Source organism: Pedobacter sp. AC402 (assembly GCF_979252805.1).
The window spans coordinates 244007-266376 of sequence record NZ_CEEDAI010000006.1 but is presented as its reverse complement, the minus strand read 5'-3'; the positions used below and the strand labels follow the sequence as shown (position 1 = coordinate 266376).

16 protein-coding genes and 2 pseudogenes are annotated in these 22370 nt (G+C 36.9%); 7 read left to right on the top strand and 11 right to left on the bottom strand.

Annotated features, from left to right (window positions below; genetic code table 11):
* Positions 1-185: 185 nt before the first annotated feature.
* The 4 genes from AC0IWE_RS05545 to AC0IWE_RS05530 all read right to left on the bottom strand — a co-directional run bounded on the left by AC0IWE_RS05545 (position 186) and on the right by AC0IWE_RS05530 (position 6737).
* Positions 186-395, bottom strand: coding sequence for a DUF2281 domain-containing protein (locus AC0IWE_RS05545; protein WP_116252798.1), 210 nt, complete (start codon positions 393-395; stop codon positions 186-188).
* Positions 396-680: 285 nt separating this feature from the next.
* Positions 681-914 carry a hypothetical protein gene (locus AC0IWE_RS05540; RefSeq protein ID WP_471792415.1) on the bottom strand — a complete coding sequence of 78 codons (234 nt, stop codon included), beginning with the start codon at positions 912-914 and terminating at the stop codon, positions 681-683.
* 29 nt (positions 915-943) lie between these two features.
* Positions 944-4222, bottom strand: coding sequence for a chromosome segregation protein SMC (smc, locus tag AC0IWE_RS05535; RefSeq protein ID WP_471792266.1), 3279 nt, complete (start codon positions 4220-4222; stop codon positions 944-946).
* A gap of 211 nt (positions 4223-4433) precedes the next feature.
* Positions 4434-6737 carry an ATP-dependent helicase gene (locus AC0IWE_RS05530; protein WP_471792414.1) on the bottom strand — a complete coding sequence of 768 codons (2304 nt, stop codon included), beginning with the start codon at positions 6735-6737 and terminating at the stop codon, positions 4434-4436.
* Between the two features lie 436 nt (positions 6738-7173).
* On the opposite strand from AC0IWE_RS05530, the gene AC0IWE_RS05525 reads away from it, so the two are divergent.
* The gene (locus AC0IWE_RS05525; RefSeq protein WP_471792265.1) at positions 7174-7527 is read left to right on the top strand and encodes a DUF493 family protein; all 354 of its coding nucleotides are present in this window, start codon (positions 7174-7176) and stop codon (positions 7525-7527) included.
* Positions 7528-7605: 78 nt separating this feature from the next.
* On the opposite strand, the gene AC0IWE_RS05520 is transcribed toward AC0IWE_RS05525, so the two are convergent.
* Genes AC0IWE_RS05520 through AC0IWE_RS05510 form a run of 3 tightly spaced genes read right to left on the bottom strand, consistent with a single transcriptional unit; the run spans position 7606 to position 10691 of the window.
* Positions 7606-9111, bottom strand: coding sequence for a PH domain-containing protein (locus AC0IWE_RS05520; RefSeq protein ID WP_471792264.1), 1506 nt, complete (start codon positions 9109-9111; stop codon positions 7606-7608).
* A complete protein-coding gene (locus AC0IWE_RS05515; RefSeq protein ID WP_471792263.1) occupies positions 9111-9659 on the bottom strand; it encodes a PH domain-containing protein in 549 nt (182 codons plus the stop codon). The genes AC0IWE_RS05520 and AC0IWE_RS05515 overlap by 1 nt, the downstream gene beginning before the upstream one ends.
* 57 nt (positions 9660-9716) lie before the next feature.
* Positions 9717-10691: a GDSL-type esterase/lipase family protein gene (locus AC0IWE_RS05510; protein WP_471792262.1), complete on the bottom strand. Its 975-nt coding sequence runs from the start codon at positions 10689-10691 to the stop codon at positions 9717-9719.
* A 302-nt stretch (positions 10692-10993) separates the two neighbouring features.
* Between AC0IWE_RS05510 and AC0IWE_RS05505 the strand changes: the two are divergent.
* Positions 10994-12366: pseudogene (locus tag AC0IWE_RS05505) on the top strand (dipeptidase).
* A 597-nt stretch (positions 12367-12963) separates the two neighbouring features.
* Positions 12964-13905, top strand: a complete 942-nt coding sequence (locus AC0IWE_RS05500; RefSeq protein WP_471792261.1) for a glycoside hydrolase family 43 protein — start codon at positions 12964-12966, stop codon at positions 13903-13905.
* Between the two features lie 19 nt (positions 13906-13924).
* Here the strand turns inward: AC0IWE_RS05500 and AC0IWE_RS05495 are convergent, their stop codons facing one another.
* Positions 13925-15091 (bottom strand): MFS transporter, encoded by a 1167-nt coding sequence (locus AC0IWE_RS05495; protein WP_471792260.1) that lies wholly within the window; start codon positions 15089-15091, stop codon positions 13925-13927.
* 203 nt (positions 15092-15294) lie between these two features.
* Here AC0IWE_RS05495 and AC0IWE_RS05490 point away from each other — a divergent pair, with 203 nt between their 5' ends.
* Positions 15295-16212, top strand: coding sequence for a glycoside hydrolase family 25 protein (locus AC0IWE_RS05490; RefSeq protein WP_471792259.1), 918 nt, complete (start codon positions 15295-15297; stop codon positions 16210-16212).
* Between the two features lie 184 nt (positions 16213-16396).
* Here the strand turns inward: AC0IWE_RS05490 and AC0IWE_RS05485 are convergent, their stop codons facing one another.
* Positions 16397-17494 (bottom strand): mandelate racemase/muconate lactonizing enzyme family protein, encoded by a 1098-nt coding sequence (locus AC0IWE_RS05485; RefSeq protein WP_471792258.1) that lies wholly within the window; start codon positions 17492-17494, stop codon positions 16397-16399.
* 129 nt (positions 17495-17623) lie between these two features.
* Between AC0IWE_RS05485 and AC0IWE_RS05480 the strand changes: the two genes are divergently transcribed.
* From AC0IWE_RS05480 to AC0IWE_RS05470, 3 genes and pseudogenes are all read left to right on the top strand, one after another.
* Complete coding sequence (locus tag AC0IWE_RS05480) at positions 17624-19633, top strand: thioredoxin domain-containing protein (protein WP_471792257.1); 2010 nt, start codon at positions 17624-17626, stop codon at positions 19631-19633.
* A gap of 194 nt (positions 19634-19827) precedes the next feature.
* Positions 19828-20286 carry a hypothetical protein gene (locus AC0IWE_RS05475; RefSeq protein WP_471792256.1) on the top strand — a complete coding sequence of 153 codons (459 nt, stop codon included), beginning with the start codon at positions 19828-19830 and terminating at the stop codon, positions 20284-20286.
* 265 nt (positions 20287-20551) lie between these two features.
* Positions 20552-21059, top strand: a pseudogene (locus AC0IWE_RS05470) (FKBP-type peptidyl-prolyl cis-trans isomerase).
* Positions 21060-21134: 75 nt separating this feature from the next.
* On the opposite strand, the gene AC0IWE_RS05465 reads toward AC0IWE_RS05470, so the two are convergent.
* Complete coding sequence (locus tag AC0IWE_RS05465; RefSeq protein ID WP_471792255.1) at positions 21135-21764, bottom strand: Uma2 family endonuclease; 630 nt, start codon at positions 21762-21764, stop codon at positions 21135-21137.
* 87 nt (positions 21765-21851) lie between these two features.
* Positions 21852-22361 carry an outer membrane beta-barrel protein gene (locus AC0IWE_RS05460; RefSeq protein ID WP_471792254.1) on the bottom strand — a complete coding sequence of 170 codons (510 nt, stop codon included), beginning with the start codon at positions 22359-22361 and terminating at the stop codon, positions 21852-21854.
* Positions 22362-22370: the final 9 nt, after the last annotated feature.

Genomic DNA, 22370 nt, shown 5'->3' with positions numbered 1-22370 from the left:
TACACTGAAGTGGGGAAGTTTACCAAGAGATTGTTTTATTGAGATTTCGAATGAACTAATTTGACTAAAGTAAACGATATTTTCTATGTTTTGAATAATATCCAAAACTTTTTTTGGGATTTTTGGACTGTTTTCCTGAAACCAAAGTAAGCAATGAGTATCTAAAAGATAGTAATTATATGCCATTACATGTACTCTTTTAAATCATCTAGAGGATCGTTAAAATTGTCTGGGATTGATATTTTACCTTTCAGCGCACCCGGAATTCTTTTTAAGATAGCTGGTTGTTCATCTGTAAGAAAGGTAACAATAACCTCTGTTTTTGTTTGTACAGGTGCTTTTTCTTTCAACGTTATCTTTCCTTTTTCGTAATATCCTTTAACTGTAGCTAACATATCCTTAAGTTGTTATAACAAATATACATTTTTTCATTATGCTATTCAAACACTGTTAGATGAACAGCATTGCGTTTTTAACCTGATGGAAACGGCAGCTCCCGACATAAAGTTGGGACTATAGTGTACAGCAGAGCTGAAAACGGAGAAAAGCCGTTGCTTTCATTTCTAATAAAAAAACTAATAAAAGATTGTGCCAGAACAGCTTATCGGCTTAAAAAGCCTTATCACAATAGAAGAAATGGTAGGTTTTGCTTTGGTCGTTCAGGTTTAACTTTTAAGCTTTTACGCCGCCACTTCCCTTAAATCAACCGCTACAACTCTCGAAACGCCTTGTTCTACCATGGTTACGCCATAAATGATATCGGTGCTGGCAATGGTCCGTTTGTTATGCGAAACGATGATAAACTGCGATTGATCGGAGAATTTACGGATGATATTATTAAATTTATCGATGTTGGTATCATCCAAAGGTGCATCAACCTCGTCGAAAATACAGAAAGGTGCGGGTTTTAACAGGTAGAGTGAAAATAATAATGCTGTGGCCGTCAGCAGCTTTTTTCTCCTCCCGACAACTGGTTGATGGATAGCGGTCTTTTACCTTTCGGACGGGCAATAATATCAATATCAGCCTCTAAAGGATTGTTAATATCCGATAAAATCAGGTCGCAGCTATCTTCTTCGTTAAATAAGGATCGGAAAACCACAATAAAATGTTCACGGGCCTGGGTAAAGGCCTGCATAAATTTATCTTTAGCAGTATCATCTATCTCTTTTATGGTTTGCAAAAGATCCGTTTTAGCAGCATTAAGATCTTTCTTCTGATTTTGAATAAAAGTATATCGTTCTTCCATTTCCTTAAAGGCCTCCATTGCCATAGAGTTGATGGCACCAAATTCGTCTAACTGGCGTTTCATTTTCTCAACTTTCTGACGGAGATCGAACTCGCTTTCTAGAGCTTCAATTTCGGTATCGGTATCTAAAAGATCGTTTATGTCTATGTTAAATTCAACGGCTAAACGTTCTTTTAACGCATTCAGGTCAATTTTTAAAGCATTTTTCTTATCCTTTATTTCGGTTAGTAAGAAATCGGTTTCCTCGCGGTTTTTACGAATATTAGTCAGGTCGTTTTCCACCTCGTTAATGCTTCCTTTACTTGTAAAATATGCTTGTTCTGCTTCAGCAAGCCCTTTTTCCATTTCTTCACGTTGTTGATACATTTCTAAAAGTGTATCGTCGTTAAGATCGGTATGTTGTAATGTTGCCGTAATCTGAATGAGTGCTTCCTGTAATTCTTTATCATTTTGGGCAATGCGCTTGTTTAACGCTTCTTCCTGTACAAAACGGTAATCCAAATCTTTTTCTAAGCCTGATAACTTATTTTGTTGCTGGTGAAAACGGATATTATCCTGATTGTATTTACCTGCACTTTCATTCACCTGATCGGCAATTTCCTGATAATTAAGTTGTTGTTCCTGCAAATTTACGTGTGCTTCCTGCTGGTCTTTTTGCAATTGAACCAATGCGGGCAACTTTTCTGATAATGCTTTTTCAATAGAAACTATTTTTTGCGCAATATCTGTCTTGCGGTTTTCACTGGTGGTGATAAATTCCTGGTATTGATCGCGACGGGTTTGAACCGAAATGTGTTCGTTATTTAAACGGTTCATTTCTTGTTTCAAAGCATTGATCTGATTAATTTTTGAAGCCTCTTTTAAATCAAAAATATGATCAGTTTCGGTTTTAATTGCCGTATTGTATTGGTTGATCAATACTTCTGAAGCCTTAATTTCCTTAGCGAGATTTTCTAAATTTTTAGCCCTTCCAATCCTTTTTCCCTCAAATAACCCCACAGAACCACCTGCCAAAGTAAATTTAGTTTGTGCATATTTCCCATTTTTGGCCAAAATGGTTAAAGTATCGGTAGGCGTTGTTTTAAATAGGTTTTCTTGGTCGGCTACAGCTATATATACGTTTTGTAACAACAAATTACAAAGGTTCTGGTACTTTTTGTCGACTTCTATTACTGATAAAGCTGATATCAAACCTTCATGAGTACCAATAACAGGATTTTTATCCGGCACATTTTCTAAAATGAAAAAATTAGCCCGTCCACGGCTGGCATCTGTTAAAAGGTTAATCGCCTGAACAGCATCGCTATACTGATCTACCACATAATGGTTCATTACCGGTTCGAGGTAATTTTCGATGGCTATGCGGTAATCTTCATTACAAAATAAAATATCCGAAAGGAGTAAGGCACTTTTAGCAAATGCATTGTTTTTCTTTAAAAAACGGATAGATTCCGGAAAGCCTTCCAAGCTATCAACCAATGATTTGGTGAGGTTATATTCATTTTGTTTGGCATCCTTTTTCCGGTTTTCGGCAGCCAGTTTTTCTTTATTCGAACTTAAATTGATTTCTGAAGCGGCTAGTTTTTCTTTTAAAATTTCTTCGGCCTCGGTGAGGTTTTTAATCGTGGCCTGCTTTTCTCTTACCTGTATATCTAATTCGGCCAAAGCATGGTCAAATGCTTTTAATTCTAATGTTTTGGTTTCTGTATCATCAACATTTCGGTTGGTTTCCTGTACCAAAGCATCTTTTTGAATGTTCAGTATATCAATCTCTTTTTGTGATTGATACACTTGGTTTTGAAGTTCGTTAACAGATTTTATCAGGTTATCAATCCTGTTTTTTTCAGTTTGCTGTTGTTCGCGTAACGCATCAAGTGTAGTTTTTAAGCTTTTTAAATCAGATTCAAGTTTATTAAAAACCTCGGTTTCTGTTACTACTTCTTCGTTTAAACGTTTGATGTTGTATTTAATGTGGTTAACCTGGTTCTTATCTTTTTCGAGTTCGCCAGATAAACGCGTTTCCTTTTCCTGTAAAAAACGCATTTGCTCATTTTTTACCTTTTTTTCGCTTTCGTAAGCACGGATTTTAGAAACAAACTCGTTTGTAGCCTTTTGTTGTACAGAGAGATTTTTTTCCTGATTGATGCTTCCCAATTTAAGCTTTTGCAGCTCAGCTTCGCCAGTATCTATTTTAGCATTGAGTTCGGTGCGGTTTACCTGTTGGTTTTGCTCCTGTATTTCTAAAGCATTTAAATCGGTGCGGAAAAATGCAATCCGGTGTGTAGCCAATTGAACACTCAACTCGCGGTATTGCTCTTTTAATTTATAATATCGTTCTGCTTTGCGGGCTTGGTTTTCTAAAGTTTTAAGGTTTTTTTCAATCTCAAAAAGCAAATCTTCAACACGTTCAAGATCTGTTTCAGTATCTTTTAACTTACTGAAAGTCTGTTTTTTACGTAATTTGTACTTAGAGATGCCCGATGCTTCTTCAAACAGCGAACGGCGACTATGTTCTTTATTGGTAATAATTTCATCTACCATTTTAAGCTCAATGATCGAATAACTATCAGAGCCGATTCCTGTATCTAAAAATAAGTCGGTAATGTCTTTCAACCGGCATTGAACATCGTTTAAACGGTATTCGCTATCGCCATTTCTATAAAGTTTACGGGTAACGGTAACTTGCGAATAGGCAGTGGGAAGAATATTTTTGGTGTTGTCAAAACTTAAGGAAACCTCGGCAAGCTGTGCCTGCTTACGGTTTTTTGTACCATTGAAAATGATGTTCTCCATCTTTTCAGAACGTAAGGCTTTGGTACTCTGTTCACCCAAAACCCAGCGCATCGCATCAATTACATTGGATTTTCCGCAACCATTAGGACCAACAATAGCGGTAACCCCTTCATTAAAATTGATGGTCACTTTATCGCCAAAGCTCTTAAAACCTTTAATCTCTAATCTGGTAAGTTGCATGGTTTGTGATCGGGAGAACCGAAACCAATATTAAGGATAATTTTATGGTTTTTCAAGTTTTAACCATGGTAATTTAAACCGCAAAGTATGCAAAGAGAAAAGCGATTAAGGTAGGTTGCCCAGGTTTTTCATACTAAACCACAAAGACACAAAGAACACAAAGATTAGCGAAGAAATTCTTAGTGTACTTGGTGCCTTTGTGATAAAAAGGTTATTTTACAATCATCAGTTTAGCAAATTTAAGCAGCAATTGCTTGTTGCCCAAACCCTGAAAAAATACGGTTGCCTTAACATCGGGTAAAGTACCTTCCAAACTGATGATTTTACCGAAACCGAATTTTTCGTGTTCCACATCCATACCGCCTTGAAATTCGTGTGCCTGGGATGGTGTAAAACCAGGGGTGGGTACATGTGCTTTTGCCAACAACGATGTTGTTTTTGGTCGTACTGGTGGGGCAGATGCAGTTGCACCTGCAGCTGGCTTTGGTTTGCTAATGAAATCGCGTGGCTGCGATGTCCATGATTTTCGCTCATCATCAAAACTGCCTTCAAAATTGGTAGATTTGGCTGGTTTAACATCCAACTCTAAAAATTTCGGACTTATTTCATTAATAAAACGGCTTGGTTCGCAATTGGTTAATGTTCCCCAACGGTAACGCGAGGTAGCATAAGTAAGGGTTAGTTTTACCTCGGCACGGGTAATGGCCACATAAAATAAACGGCGTTCCTCTTCTAAATCTGTCCGGTTGGTTAACGACATTTGCGAAGGGAACAGGTTTTCTTCCAAACCTACTATAAATACATTTTTAAACTCCAAACCTTTAGCCGAGTGGATCGTCATTAAAGAAACGGTATCTTTATTTTTGTCGCCATCTTTATCATCATTAGTTAAAAGGGCAACATCCTGCATAAAAATATCCAGTCCTTTTTCTTCGATATCTTCACGCTCTGCAAATTCTTTAATACCGTTTAATAACTCCTGGATATTTTCGTATCGCGCGCGTCCTTCAACGCTATCATCGGTATAGAGTTCTTTCAAAATACCAGCATGCTGCGCAATAAACAAAGCGGTATCGTAGGCGTCGAGCTTTTTCGCCTCTGCCTGAAAACTTTGTACCATCATGGCAAAATCGTTAAGCTGGTTTGCTAAACGGCCATCAACATATTCGTGTGCGTTCGAAATTACATCCCACATGGTTTTGCCATTTTGATCTGCAGCAACGATAATCTTATCAATAGAAGTATCTCCAATACCACGTTTTGGGTAGTTGATTACCCTTTTTATGGCTTCTTCATCTTTTGGATTAAATGTTAAACGGAAATAGGCAATTAAATCCTTAATCTCCTTACGTTGGTAGAAAGATTGGCCGCCGTATATCCGATATGGAATATTTAATTTGCGTAATCCTTCCTCCATAGCCCTGCTTTGTGCATTGGTACGGTACAAAATGGCAAAATCGTTGTGCTGATAGCCTTTTGTGCTCCTTTCCTGAATAATGGCTTCTGCAACCAGCTTTCCCTCTTCGTTATCGGTAAAAGCCCTCGATACTTTAATGCGGTCGCCAGGTTCGTTATCAGAAAAAACATTTTTTTCGAGCTGATTTTTGTTATTCGCGATGATACTGCTCGCTGCATCCACAATATTTTGGGTAGAACGGTAATTCTGCTCTAATTTATAAACCTTTAAATCAGGATAATCGCGCTCAAAATTTAAAATGTTCTGGATATTGGCCCCACGGAAAGCATAAATACTTTGTGCATCATCACCCACAACACAGATATTCTGATAAGCGGCAGCCAGTTTTTTTACAATGGTATATTGCGAAAAGTTGGTATCCTGGTACTCATCCACCATCAGGTATTTAAATTTCTGCTGGTATTTATTCAATACATCCGGATGCTCTTTTAAAAGGATGTTCGTTTTAAAAAGCAAATCATCAAAATCCATCGCACCTGCCCTAAAACAACGTTTGGCATAAGTTTCGTAAATCTGGCCAATTAAAGGGCGTTTATTCTGAATATCTTCTGCCTGTATCTGGTCGTTAGCCTGGTATTCTCCCCATGAAATTAGATTATTTTTGGCCGATGAAATTCTGTTAAAAACAAAATTCGCAGCATATAATTTATCATCCAGCTGCATTTCTTTCAAAATTGCACGGATTACACTTTTACTATCATCGGTATCATAAATGGTAAAATTGTTTGGATAACCGATTTTTTCAGCCTCTACGCGTAAAATTTTTGCAAAAACTGAGTGAAAAGTCCCCATCCAAATGTTTTTCGCCTCGGCACCAACCACTTTACTAATACGCTCGCGCATATCCTTACTCGCTTTATTGGTAAAGGTTAAAACCAAAATGTTAAAAGGATCTGTGCCGGTTTGAATGAGGTGGGCAACACGAAACGTAATTACCCTGGTTTTGCCCGAACCCGCACCCGCAACAATCATTACCGGTCCTTTTGTGTTCTCTACTGCTGCTCTTTGTTGTGGGTTTAATCCTGCTAAATAATCCAAATCGGCTCCTGTTTTTTTGAGGTTCAAAAATAACAATTCCTGTGGCTTTTTGCCAAAGTTGTTAGTAATTAGTTTTAAACCGAACCAGCCTGCTGTAATTATTGTAGACTGGTTTTGCTACATAGGCAAGGATGCAAGGATTGGCATCGGACAGAGATTTACAACCTATTGGCGAACAAAAAAAACTTACAAAATTTTTTATGACCGTTTAATTTGTGACACTTTTTTTCGTCACATAAAATTTGGTCACAAAGTTGTGTCACATTTTCTTGTGACAGTTTTTTTGGTCACAAGAAAAACGGTCACAAAATATAATTTTCATGGAATGGGAAGTTGATTAAACACTATTAAGATATTTTCTGTCGATTATTGAATTAATTTCTATATTCTCAGGTTATCAAAACGTGATAGGCTGTCAGAATTACATCCTATTTATTTGGGTATAGAATTTGATATGTTTTTAGAAATGGACGAGAAAAAAATGAATAAGGATATTGAGTTTTCTGATATCCCGGAAGGGGCAAATACAGATATTTATGCCAATTTAAAAGAGAAATTGGAAAGTGTTGAGCAGTTTGCTGGTATTTACAATTTTAAATTTATAATTACTGGTGGTTTGGACAAGATCCAGGAACTACGTGCAATTTTACCTGATGATGAGTTTATTGAACAACCTTCAAAAACCGGTAAATATGTATCGATTACAGTAAAAAAGCAAATGCAAAATGCCGATGAGGTGATTGCTGTTTATAAGCAAGCAGGAAACATCAAAGGGATTATGATACTGTAATTGCTGAAAATAATTATGCTGAAGCGTAGCGTTAAAATTTTCCGCTACGCTTCATTTAATGCTATTATTGGTGAGGATTTACATCCAATTTTCGTTTCTGCTTTCTACCTGATACAACCAATAATTTACCAATAATTTAATTTCTGTGTAATTGCCATATTTAAAATGAATTTGGCCGGCAGCGGTGTGTAGTGATAGGTGACCTACATCTACACCTTTATGCCAGGGATATTGAAAAGTGGTAATGGCCTGAATTTTATCTGGCTTTACAATTTCGTTGGAAATATCCCAAATGCCACTCTTTTTGATAATAAAATCTTGGTTTACTGCAAGCCGGTGCCTTTTGTAACTGATGTAGATCATTAATATACCAATTGCCAAATAAGCAATGGCAATGCCTATATAGGGCTTTATTTCGGGTACATTAAACGCAATGATCAGGAATATGCTAACGGGCAATGCCAGTTTAAAGAAAATTGGTAAATTTAGAAAGCGCCAATCGGGAATAAAAGTTTTTCCATGTAATTGTGCTTCACCTAAAATCATTTTTAACAGTTCATCCCGCTCAGTAGGGTTACAGCCAGGAATTTCCAGTGTATTTCCCTGCATTTCGTGTCCTTTTTTACTTTGACCAAAATGAGCCTGCTTTAAACTCATGTTCAGCATATTCATCTTTTCCTGGAAATAATTCTGACTATGTTTTGTTATCTGAACTTTATCGGGACTAATGATCGTATTTTTCTTAGCAATTAAACCTGATGAAAGTAGGAGGGTGTTTTTATGCTGGCTAATTTCGAGTTCGAAATATTTATAAAATGTTCTTATCAGGTTAATCAAAAGTAACACAACTAAAAGGCAGGCAATTAAAATAAATACCGTTACTATAGTTAACATGCCTGTTACAGTGCTCTGAATTTCATCTTTATTAATTTTAAAAGCATCGAGTACCTGCCTGCCTTCATATATAACGGTATAAAAAAAGGCAATCAGCAATCCCATGCTTTGGCCATAATTAGAAGTTAGGCCTACCTTTAACAAAGTCCACGCACTGATTTTTAAAAACGGTACTTCTGCGGTTAAATTCTTGTCTTGCGCTACTTCCAACTGTGTTTCTGCCTCTTCTTTTCGGTTTAAAAGATGTTCTTTAAGGTTATAGGCAGAAATTTCGTCGATAGCTCTTATGCTTACTTCATCTCCGTGAGCACCCGCAGTATCTATTTTAAGGCCATAAATTCCAATAATTTTTTGCAAAATGTTTTGATTAATATTAACCTGCTGTATTTTATCAAGCTGAATAATTACCTGGTCGCGGCTAAAAATCCCTTTGTTCACTACAAATTCCTGTTTTTCTTTATCTAAAAAGAAAGTAAACTTTAGGTACCATAAATAGGCAAAAAATGCACTCACCAGCATGATAAAAGCAATGCCCAGCAAAAGGTATATAAAAGTAGAGGTTGGTAATTTAATAAAGGCTGCAACAAATACAAAAAAGGTTCCTTTAGCTATCTGTAAAAAAGTATGGGCACCCATTATAATAATGCCAAATGCCGATTCGCGTTGTGGTTTACTAAAGTCGTTATCCATTATGCTTCAGTTTCTGGTAATGGTTTTTCGAGCAGATCGAGTTTTTTCAGCAATAAATCCCTAATGCTTCGGGCTTCATCAATGGCGATGCCTGAAATGCGGATATGGCCGCTTTGGCCACCTGCCGTAAACAGTTGTAGCGATCCTAATTTGTATGCTCTTGAAAAAATACCTTCATTTAATTCAATATGCTGAATTCTGTTTAACGGAACAATCGTTGTAGATTCTGCAATGATCCCATTTTTATAAATTACATCGTGCTTACGCATTGCATAACCCCTTTTTTTAAAGCTTAAACGGAAAAGCAGAAAGGAAATAACAACCAGAACGATATAAGCGGGGATTATCCACACTGCATTTGGCCTTATTTCTTTAAAAAGTAGAAGTAATGCAGTTGTACCCATGCCCAGGATGCCGAAAAAGATTAGCAAGTTAATGCAAATGATTTTCCAGTAATCCGGATGCGGCCTTTTAAGCGTTATCTCTTCATATTTTGGCAGTTGATCGAGATCAATGGTTTCATTGGTAAATAAGGACGCTGAAGGCATGGTTAAAGATATAAAAACATATTAATCTACTGTGTAGACAATTATTTAAATCTTTTGTTACCGCGCTACAATAAACTTTTTTGCTGTATTATACTGGCCGGAATCAGAAGATATTTTGAAAAAATAGATACCCGGTACAAAGGTTGAAGTATTGATTTCTAAGGTGTGTTTTCCGGTATTGAGGTATTCATTTACAACCGTTTTAACCAATCGGCCCATCATGTCGTAAATCTGTATGTTAAGCTTATCCGATTCAGGCAAAACCACATCAATAAACGTTTGCATTGCCGCAGGGTTAGGATAGTTTTGAGAAACGGTAAACTTTAAAAACTTATCAAAAATAGCTTTGTTAACGGCATCAAAAATTACGTAACTAACTAACCGGTAGCCCCGTGCATTAGGGTGGAAGGCATCCTGATACAGCGTAAAATCGCGTCTCATTGCGGCATTTACATCTGCAAGGTAAATTTTGTATTCGGTGGCCAATTTTCTGTAGGCGGCGTTAATGTTCCTGATGTTGGTATTAACCGCAACATAACTTTTATTTGTTCTGTCATCTACAAACTGAAGCGTACATAAAATTGGAACTAACTTCTGTTTTAAACTGGAGGTGATAAAAACACGCATGTTCGAAACCGTTTGGGCCAAGCTGCCTTTACCTGCGGCAATAGACAACGCATCGTTTATGCCCATATCAATTACAATAAAACCTGTTCTGTTGGCTATTGCGTTATCAATTCTGAGTAAACCCTGAAAAGTAGTTTGACCACCGATACCGTGATTGGTAATATCGACTACCTTATTAGTATAACAGTTTAAAAAATTATTCTGAAGCATGGTTTGGAAACCAACTCCATTTACACCTTCTACCGTGCTGGCACCAAAAGTTACAATGTTAATACTGTCTTTAGCGTAATATTGGGCGGCTTCGGGGCAACTTACCCGAGTTGGATTTGGAGCCTGGGCAAAAGCAGAGGTACGGACAAACAGAAGCAGCAGCAGAGATAAAAATACTTTTGCGCTAAACTTCATTGTTAAAATTCTTTCTTACAGGATTTAAGGATATCTGTTATGGGGCGCAATTTACAAAAAAGTAAATAGAAATGGTGCTGCAACATTCTTTTTTACAAACATTAAATTATTTTTTTGTATCCATTAAAAGACGGTTTTAATTTTAAAAAATTAAGGGTTGGTTTTTAGCTATGGCAAAAAATAAATAAACATTTTAACTGTTTGATTATTAGTTGAGTTTTACGCCTTGGCCCGGATAATTTGTAACTACTTACTGTGCCATTTATTTGGTAAAGCCTATATTTGTCCAAATTCATTTTGTTATGCAAGAGATTAAAAATTATGTAGAAACGCACAAACAACGTTTTTTAGATGAACTGTTTGAGTTATTGCGTTTTCCATCGGTTAGTGCTGATCCGAAATATAAAGGAGATGTTTTAAAAACTGCCGATTATGTTGCACAGAAATTAAAAGATGCTGGTGCTGATAACGTTGAAATTTGTCCAACTGCAGGATATCCTATTGTTTACGGAGAAAAAATTATAGATGCTTCATTACCCACTGTATTAATATATGGCCACTATGATGTTCAACCGGCCGATCCGTTAGAACTTTGGCACACACCACCTTTTGAACCTACTGTACGCGATGGCAAAATTTATGCACGCGGTGCTTGCGATGATAAAGGACAGTTTTATATGCATGTAAAAGCATTTGAACTGATGATGGAAACCAATACCCTGGCTTGCAATGTTAAATTTATGATTGAGGGCGAAGAGGAGGTAGGTTCTGCAAATCTTGGCATTTTTGTGAAAGATAATGCAGCACGTTTAAAGGCTGATGTGGTTTTAATTTCTGATACCTCAATGATCAGCATGGATCATCCATCTATTGAAACCGGTTTACGTGGTTTAGCTTATATGGAGGTAGAAGTTGTTGGCCCGAACCGCGATTTACACTCAGGTGTATATGGTGGTGCTGTGGCCAATCCGGCAACTATACTTTGCAAAATGATTGCTTCTTTACACGATGAAAACAACCACATAACAATTCCAGCATTTTATGATAAAGTGGTAGAATTAACTGATGATGAGAAAAAAGCATTAAATTCTGCACCTTACGATGAAGCTGAATACAAAAAAGATCTTGATATTGATGAGGTATGGGGAGAAAAAGGATATTCTACTTTAGAAGTCGTACAGGAACCCGCCCAACATTGGAAGTGAATGGAATATGGAGTGGATATATTGGTGAAGGCGCTAAAACCGTATTGCCAAGTAAAGCAAATGCAAAAATTTCGATGCGTTTGGTTCCTCACCAAAGTTCAGAAGAAATTGTAGAAATATTTACCAAACATTTTGAAAGCATTGCCCCTAAAAATGTTAAAGTTAAAGTTACCCCTCACCATGGCGGCGAACCTGTAGTAACCCCAACAGATAGCGTTGCTTACCAGGCAGCAGAAAAAGCAATTGAAGATAGCTTTGGTAAAAAAGCAATCCCTACGCGTGGTGGAGGAAGTATTCCTATTGTGGCACTGTTCGAAGATGTTTTAGGTATTAAATCGGTACTTTTTGGCTTCGGTTTAGATAGCGATGCTTTACACTCGCCAAATGAGAAATATGATATTTATAATTATTATAAAGGAATAGAAACTTTGCCTTTGTTCCATAAATATTTCGCAGAACTGAGTAAATAAGCTTGATTAATTTATGCGTTCTGACGCAACAGATCGTCATTTCGAGCGGAGTGCAACGTAGTAGAGAAATCTATTTTCAGCAGATCTCTCCATTTCGCCAAACTTCCGTCGAGGTGACGATTTTTTTGAAAACGAGCGGTTCTGTTTTTCATAGGTACTGTAGTCCCGCCATCGCTTATAGTCCTCATTTCGCTGCGCTCCATTCCGGGCTATTTAGCTTTGTCGGGTTTATTAGATAAAGTGTAGTTCTTTTTTGAAAGGCTTGTTATTGCGATGGGCTAATTATGCATCCTGCAGCCCTGATTAGTAATGGTAGCCCTGCAACCTAAACCTCACCGTAGTGTTAAACCCGCCGGCCGAAGCATAAGGCCGAGGATTTGAAACGAAGGGTAGGACTGCTTTAACTGAATTGCTAGGGGTTTTGCTTTCCTATACAACTAAATAATTTTAACGTTTATGATCAGTCTGAGCGTAGTCGAAACCATATCTATCTCTTTGCATCTGGAAATAGAATAACCTAAATTTTTTTAATAGCTATTTTTTTCTAAATTGGTGCCATGAAATACCTATTCTCTTCACTTTTACTTTTATCAGGGCTTGCTTCTTTTTGCTCAGGGTACTAAAACGATTAACCAATCTGGAAATCCAATCTTTCCCGGCTGGTATGCAGATCCTGATGCTGCCATTTTCAACAATAAATATTGGGTTTATCCTACTTATTCTGCAAAATACAAGGAACAGGTGTTTTTGGATGCCTTTTCGTCTGACGATTTAGTGAAATGGAAAAAACATCCCCATATTTTAGATACGGCAGCCGTAAAATGGGCCAATAAAGCGATGTGGGCACCCGCAATAGTACAAAAAGACAAAAAATATTACCTGTTTTTCGGTGCAAATGATATTCAAAGCGATAATGAGGTAGGAGGGATTGGCGTTGCTGTTGCCGATAAACCGGAAGGACCATATAAAGACCATTTAGGAAAACCTTTGGTTGATAAGTTTTACAATGGTGCACAGCCGATTGATCAGTTTGTGTTTAAAGATAAAGATGGTCAGTATTATTTAATTTATGGAGGCTGGAAACATTGTAACATTGCCAAATTAAATAAGGATTTTAATGGTTTTGTGCCTTTTGAAGATGGAAAAACCTTTAAAGAAATTACACCTGATAATTATGTAGAAGGACCATATATGTTCATTAGAAATGGCAAATACTATTTTATGTGGAGCGAGGGCGGCTGGACTGGTCCGGATTACTCTGTAGCTTATGCTGTTGGCGATTCACCTTTTGGACCGTTTAAAAGAGTGGGCAAAATTTTAAAACAAGATGCCGCAATTGCTACCGGCGCAGGTCACCATTCTATAATTATCAATGAGAAAAAAGGAAAATATTATATCGTTTACCACCGTCGGCCGTTAACGGAAACTGATGGAAACCACCGTGTTACCTGTATTGATGAAATGAATTTTGATGCTAATGGGAATATTCTTCCTGTAAAAATTACAAATGAGGGCGTTAAAGCCCAAAAAGTAAAATAAATGCTGTTCGGCTGGAAATTTATTCAGTTTCCAGCTGAACTTTGCTTTTTGCTAACAAAATTTCAGCCTGCTTTTTATTTAGTGTATTAAATCCCCAGGCACACAGTAAAAGCATGCAGGAGATTCCTATCCAAAGCCAATTGTAACCCAGGTTTTCTGCCACTAAAAATCCCAGATATGGTCCGGCCAGCTGTGCAAACGACCAACTTAAGGTATATCCTGCTGCATATAAACCCCTGTTGTGTGCGTTACTTCTGCTAATTACAATCGTATTGATGAATGGTAATGTGAGCATTTCTCCGCAGGTAAAAACCACGATAGTTAGTATTGCCATCAAAATATGAAAACTTACCGGGGTACTTAACAGGAGATAAGCAGTGGAAAATAGTATAGCACCTATGATGATGAAAAATATGGGCGATCTTTTTGCTTCAATTTTATTGATCATCACCATTTCAAACAAGGCAATAACGGCCCCGTTGATGCCAATGATAAGACCTATTGCAAATTCATCAATATGCCATTCTTGTTTAAAAAACACGGGTACAATCCTGAACATTAAAAAAGCACAGGTAATAAATACGGTGGTGAGGAGAATAAACTTTACATAGAAAGCATCGTTCCATGGTTTCATAATGACCATATTATGTGCAGTTTCTTTAGCTTTTTTTATAAAACCTTTCACTTGTGGTAAAAATGAGAGGATTAACAAACCCACAATAATACTTACCACCCCTTCTACCACGAAAAGCAGCCTGTAGTTGATGGAAGCAATAATACCTGCAAAACTAATCCCTATAGACCAGCCCATGTTTGTGGCTAACCTGTTTAAAGAGTACGATCGCGTTAAAGTACCTTCTGCGGCATAGTGAGCCACTGCGGTAAAATTAGCCGGGCGGAAAGCTTCAGAAAAAAAGCTAATCACAACTGCGAGGGCACATAAACTATAAAAATGAGTAAGGGTAGAAAATAAAATAAATAGTAGGCCGCTTACAACGGATGATAAAACCTGTACCGGGCGAAAGCCAATCATATCGGTTAATTTACCGCCCGTTGCCGAGCCAAGTACCGAGCCAACTCCAAATAAAATAATGATTAAACCTGCATCCGTTACCGATCTATGTAAGCTTTGGGTAACAAACAAACCCATAAAGGGTACAGACATACTGCCGAATCTGTTGAACATTATCACAAAACTCAGCAGCCAGGTTTCTCTGCTTCAACCCGCTAAAGGAGCTTTTGTAGGTATTAAAAATGAGTTTGAACATTAGCTATTTTAGATGCCGTAAAAATAGTAAAAGGCAATGTATTAATTGATCATCTGAATTCAATATCCGTTAAAAAACTAAAAAAAGTTCGGCAGAAAATATCGGGTAATTTTTTACAAATTTGCATACGGAAACCGATCAAATGCCGCCAGAGAAAAGAACCCCATTAAATAAAACGCCTGTTGCCAGAAAACCTGCTGTTCGGAAACCTGTAACCCGAAAACCCGCTGCAAATAAAAAAAGGAAAAGTGTACTCTCCATTCAGGTTAAACTGGTTATTGCCGGATTATTGTTGATTTTGCTTTCTCCGTTCTATTACGGCTACGTATTACGAAGTTTTGTTGCCACCTGGCGCTGGGTTAAAGATTGGGGGCAAGATCCAAATTATAGAACTTATGAAAGTTTTAACATCAAAATTCCAAAAAAGTATAGCATTCATGGCATTGATGTTTCATATTATCAAGGTAAAATAAACTGGCAAAAGGTAAAAGAAATGAAAGAAGATGAGGTGAGCATCCGTTTTGCCTTTATTAAAGCTACAGAAGGATTGATGCTGGTTGATCCCTATTTTCAGCGGAACTGGCGCGAAGCACCAAAAGTTGGTATTATCTGTGGTGCATATCATTTCTTCAGACCAAAAAAGGACGGGAAAACGCAGGCGAAATTCTTTTTACAGGTGGTTAATATAGAAAAAGGAGATTTACCTCCGGTTGTTGATATTGAATCGTTAGATGGTGTTTCTCCATTAAAAATGAGGGCAGAATTGTCTGATTTTTTGAATTATGTTGAGCTAAAGACGAAAGTAAGGCCGATTGTTTACACCGGACTTAAGTTTTACGAAGATTATCTGCTTGATTATTTTGATGATTATCCATTATGGATAGCCCATTATTATCAACCAAAATTGCGCATGGATAATAGCCGCTGGAAGTTTTGGCAACACTCTGATAAAGCCAAAATTAACGGCATTGGGCATGTGGTTGATTTTAATGCTTTTAATGGCGATAGTTTGGAGTTGGATAGATTATTAGTTCATTAATTCAATGGTTATTAGTTGATTCTACATGATTTATACCCTTTTCATCATTGCAAGAAGGCTTTTTTATTAGTCATATACCCTCGTGGCGTCATCCTGAATTTGTTTTAGGATCTATTATTGTGAATTTTACAATATTTTAAGTGTTTAAACCGATTGATCGACTCCAAACCCCAAACTCAGTAAATTAAACCGTCCAGCTTTCACATTTTTCCAAGAAAAATTCGTCTGCTTCGGCACCTATGCCAATTTCATCCGGAACATCAAGGAAGTAGCCATTATAAGTTAAGCCACCAATTACAGGATCTACTAAATGCCCTAATAGTGCAGTATCCAGGTCGAAAAATTCTACATTTGGACTTGCCAGCGCAAAATGAAGGTTGGCACTTAGCGCAATCCGACTTTCCAGCATACTACCAATCATACATTTTACACCATGCTTTAATGCTTCTTCGTGTATTTTTTGGGCTTCTAATATGCCTCCTGATTTCGAAAATTTAATGTTTAAATAGGTGGTGCTCTGGCTATTGATCAGTTTACGGGCATCATGATGGTTATAGCAGCTTTCATCGGCCATTAATTTAATTGGCGAGTTTACATTCAGCTCTGGTAATTTATCGTCGTACCAGGTGCGCATGGGCTGTTCGCAAAATTCAATGTTGTATTTTTCCAATTCGCCCAAAGCAAATAAAGCATCATCAAAACTCCATCCCTGGTTGGCATCTAAACGTAAAATCAATTCTTCACCTACAGCTTCGCGGATGTGTTTTACCCTTTCAATATCGTCATGAACTTTTTTGCCCAACTTTATTTTAATAATCCTGCAACCCTTGCTTTTGTATTTTAACGCAGTTGCGGCCATGCCTTCAGGTGTATCAATTCCGATGGTCATATCGGTTTCAATAGTACGTTTTTGTCCTCCAAGGAATTTATATAATGGCAATTCTGCATTTTTTGCTGCAATATCAAATAAAGCCATATCAAAGGCACTTTTAATGGTATTGTTATGGTCTGCATAACCCAATAAGTCGTTCATCCGCTCCGGAATTTCGAGTGGATCTTTCCCTTTTAATATTGCTGCAAAATCTTTAGCCATGGCAATACATGTTTCCTGGGTTTCACCTACAATCATCGGGAAAGCTGAGCACTCTCCAATTCCGTGGATACCAGCGTCGGTATAAATCCTGACCAATACATTCTGGGCAAAATGCATGGTTCCGGTTGCAATTACAAAAGGTTCCATTGGTATACTAAAGCGGTATATTTCGGTATGGGTAATTTTCATTTTTTATAAGCTTAGATTTCCAACTAAAGTATAAAAACAAAAACTAAATCGAAACAGGTTTGTAGATTATTAATAGATTTACGCCTTACCAAAATTCTGCTTCCGGCTTACATTTATATACTAAACACCATGTCTGATACCAATAACTTAATCCACGCTTCATCGCCATATCTTCTTCAACATGCCCATAACCCCGTTAATTGGTACGAATGGGGAACTGAGGCTTTAGAAAAGGCAAAGGCAGAAAATAAATTGATATTGGTGAGCATCGGTTATTCGGCCTGCCATTGGTGCCATGTAATGGAGCGCGAAAGTTTCGAAAACCATGAAGTGGCCGAGGTGATGAACCGTCATTTTATCTGTATAAAGGTAGATCGGGAGGAGCGTCCGGATATTGATCAGATTTATATGTATGCCATACAGTTAATGACCGGAAGCGGGGGCTGGCCCTTAAATTGTATTTGTTTGCCAGATCAGCGTCCGATTTACGGAGGAACCTATTTTAGAAAAAATGATTGGATAAACATCCTCGAAAATGTTGCTGCTCTTTGGGCAAACGAACCTGATAAAGCCATTCAATATGCCGAAAGGTTAACTTCAGGCATTAACGACAGTGAAAAAATAATTCCAGCCGTAGCTACTGAAGAATATAATGATGCACATTTAACCGAAATTGTAACACCATGGAAGCGCCATTTTGATATTGGTTATGGAGGATATAACCGTGCACCTAAATTTCCATTGCCTAATAATTGGGTGTTTTTATTACGTTATGGCTTTTTAAAGGATGATGAATCTGTTTTCACTGCTGTTTGTCACACTTTGGAAGAAATGAGCAGGGGAGGCATTTACGATCAGATTGGCGGTGGCTTTGCCCGTTATTCGGTTGATGACAAGTGGCATGTACCTCATTTCGAAAAAATGCTGTATGATAATGCACAATTAATCAGTTTATATGCCGAAGCGTATCAATGCACTAAATTCGATTCTTTTAAACAAACTGTTGTTGAAACCATCAACTGGGTTTTTGAAGAGATGACTTCTGCCGATGGATTATTTTACTCGGCATTGGATGCAGATAGCGAAGGCATTGAAGGTAAGTTTTATGTTTGGGATAAAGCAGCTTTCGATCAGATTTTGGGAGATGATGCTCAATTAATCGGTGCATATTATAACGTTACCGAAGATGGAAACTGGGAAGAAGAACAAACCAACATTTTGCGTAAAACAATTAGTGACGACGATTTGCTATCGAGATTTAATTTCGAACCTGAAACACTTTATGATAAAGTTAAATCGGCCAAGGTAAAATTAATGGCTGAACGAAGCAAAAGGGTTAGACCAGGTTTGGATGATAAATGTTTAACGGCCTGGAATGGTATGATGATTAAAGCACTGGCTGATGCTGCTCAGGTTTTAAGTCGCAACCAATATTATGAAAAGGCAGCTGCTGCAGCCAATTTTATTTTAAATAATCTAAAATCGGAAAATGGAGGATTATACCGGAACTATAAAAATGGAAAAGCATCTATAACAGGTTTTTTAGATGATTATGCGTTTTTTATCGAAGCTTTAATTGCAATATACGAATATGATTTTGATGAAAAATGGTTGGAAGAAGCCAAATTATTTGCAAATTATGTAATCGCTAATTTCACTGATCCGGATTCACCGATGTTTTTCTACACCTCCGCCCAAAGTGAAGATTTAATTGCCCGAAAACACGAAGTGATGGACAATGTAATTCCTGCTTCCAACTCTGTAATGGCCCAAAATTTAAAAAAATTGGGTTTACTTTTTGATCAGGAAAACTATGCGGAAAAAGCATCAGGAATGCTTGCTGCGGTACATCCTAAAATAAAAAATTATGGCTCCGCATACTCAAACTGGGCCATCCAGTTACTAAATGAAATTTATGGCATTAACGAGATTGCCATTACCGGTTTAGAAACAGATGTGATTAAATTAGAATTAAGCGGACATTACATTCCAAACAAAATTACATTGGGTGGAACAAAAAGTAACCTACCGCTGTTAAAAGGTAAGCAAAGCAACGAAACAAAAGTTTATATTTGCCGAAATAAAGTATGCCAGTTGCCGGTTAACACTGTTGAGGACGCATTAGAATTATTAAATTAGAAATAGCCTTTATAGAAGTAAATATTTTAAATATTATATATTTGTATAATAATGACACTCAAGATATTACATATCAGTAAACCTTCTGCAAAACTTGTAACTTTGGTTAGAAAATTGCAGTCAGAAAAAGAAGCTAAATTGAAGCAACTTGATTCTGAACGTGAAAAGTATTTCGGAATGAAGAAATAGCTTTAATGGGTAAAAAAGAGATTATACCCTTGATAACAAAGGAGGGGCACAATTATCTTATTCAGTTCGAATTTATTGGCAAAGCGCAAATTCCAGCCGGAGTTAAAACAGATATAGTTGATGTTCTTATATCAGTAGAAAATAATGTTGGTGTTAATAACGGCTCAACTCTTGGTCAATTTGCATCCATTCTTAAAAAATTTCTTGCCGAGAATAATGTTATCTTATATTGTTATTGTGATCACGCTGAAATTAATAGAGGAGCAAAAAAGCAGAATATGAGCCCCCAAAAATACCGGAGTAAGTTATTCTCAGCGATGTTTGACAAACAAGGCAATAATAATTATATCAATCAATTAATAGTGATTAATGATGAAGTAGACCACTATATTCACTTAATATCTCATAGAAAAAATGAGGAGGATATCACTTTACTCAAAAATGAAGTGCTTGCGCAAAAGTAATTCCATTACTACTTCCTGAACTAATTTATATTTATTTCAGTTTATTATAGATTACTAATTTTCTTTCTTTGAATTCACTAAAAAACATCTTCTTTTCTGAACAATAAGTGCATCTTTTTTGTTAGGTAAATAATTAACTTATCTTTGCCCAGCAATATTTAAAAGCACTATAATAAGTTTAATGAATATTTGCCGAAATAATTATGCCAGTTGCCGGTTAACACTGTTGAGGACGCATTAGAGTATTTACAATAAATTAATTTAAATGAATATTTCACCAAACTCTGTAGTAGCGTTAACTTACGAATTGCATACTACTAACGAAGAAGGACAACAAGTTTTTGTAGAAAAAAGCTGATGAAGAAAATCCTTTAGTATTTTTATATGGCGTTGGCATGATGTTGCCTAAATTTGAAGAACATTTAACCGGTTTAAAAACTGGTGATGAATATGGCTTCGAACTATCTGCTGCAGATGGTTATGGTGACATCGATCCAGGTGCATTTGCCGATCTTCCAAAAACAATGTTTACCGAAGCTGGTGGCGAATTGCCAAATGTTGGTGATGTTATTCCTTTACAGGATAATAACGGTAACCAATTCAGAGCTGGTGTTACTGCGGTTCATGATGAAACCATTTCTGTAGATTTAAACCACCCAATGGCTGGTAAAAACTTAGTGTTTAGTGGTGTAATTCTGAATGTACGCGAAGCTACTCAGGATGAATTGGCTCATGGCCATGCACACGGTGCTGATGGTCATTCAGGACACTAATAATAAATAGAAAGAGCTTTTAAAGGAGTCAGGTTTTATTAAACCTGACTCCTTTTTTTATGTAATGTATTTTAATTAATCCTGAAAAACCGCTTCGAGGTCTAATGAAAATCCGGGTAAAATTGGTGTGGTTACTACTTCACCTTCGGTTAAAAGCTTTGTAGGCTGAAATTTACCTTTATCATCAAGGATATACCTGAAAAATGTTTTTTCAGATGGGCTTACAATCCAGTATTCTTTAACACCTGCTTCTTCATAAACCTCATATTTATTTACGAGTTCTTTCTTGTTGTTGCCTGGCGATAAAATTTCTACCACAATATCCGGCGCACCGATGCAACCACGTTTATCTAATTTGCTTTGATCGCAAACTACCACAATATCGGGTTGTACTACAGTAAAAACTTCTTTATCGTTAAGAGTTCTCTTTGCCAATCGAACATCAAAAGGGGCACTATACACTTCACATTTACAACCGTTCAGTGCATTATATATAGGCACGTAAATTCTTCCTGATAGTTTTTGATGAATACGGGATGGCGCAGGACTCATCTTAAAAAGATAGCCTTTGATAATTTCTAAGCGATCTTCAAACTCGAAACGCATATAATCTGCATAACTGTATTGAGCAGAAAAATCTACCTCATTAACAGTTTTAACAGGGGGTAACTCTTCTTCTGTAGGGTATGGCTTAAGATTTTTCATATAACGTTACCCAAATATACTAAATATCTTAGTGTTTTTTTTTTCTAAAAATCTGTTCTTCTCAATCGAAGTCCGCCATTGGTAAGGTTAAGATTTTCTTTTTGAGAAAGTTTTCATCGGCAGGCGAAGAAAGGGTTCGATAGCAATATTGTTCTTTTTGGATATTTTTTGCTTGTATCCCAAAGAGAAATTGTAAAACCCGATGTATTTATCAGGATCTATATTGGCTTCGGATTGCGGCTCAACCGTTTTTTCTTTTACAATCAGTGTTTTAAAATCTGAATAGCCATTTATTGCCGGGGAAGAAAAACTTTGTACCTGGTTAATGATATAACTGTTTTGTTGCGAGTTATTTAAAACAGCAAGTGCTGAAACCCCAATATTGGTATAAAGTTTATCACTAATGTTATATTTTAATTCCAATGGAATATTAATTCCACGCACTTTAGCATCAACTGAAGCCAGATTTTTACCTGATAGCGTTTGTGGAGCAGAGGCATCTAAAGATTCGGTTGTACTAATTGAAGCATATGATACGCCAGAGCTTATCGATAATTTATTGGCAATGGCATATGATAATGAGAAACCGTAATTCATGGTTACCTT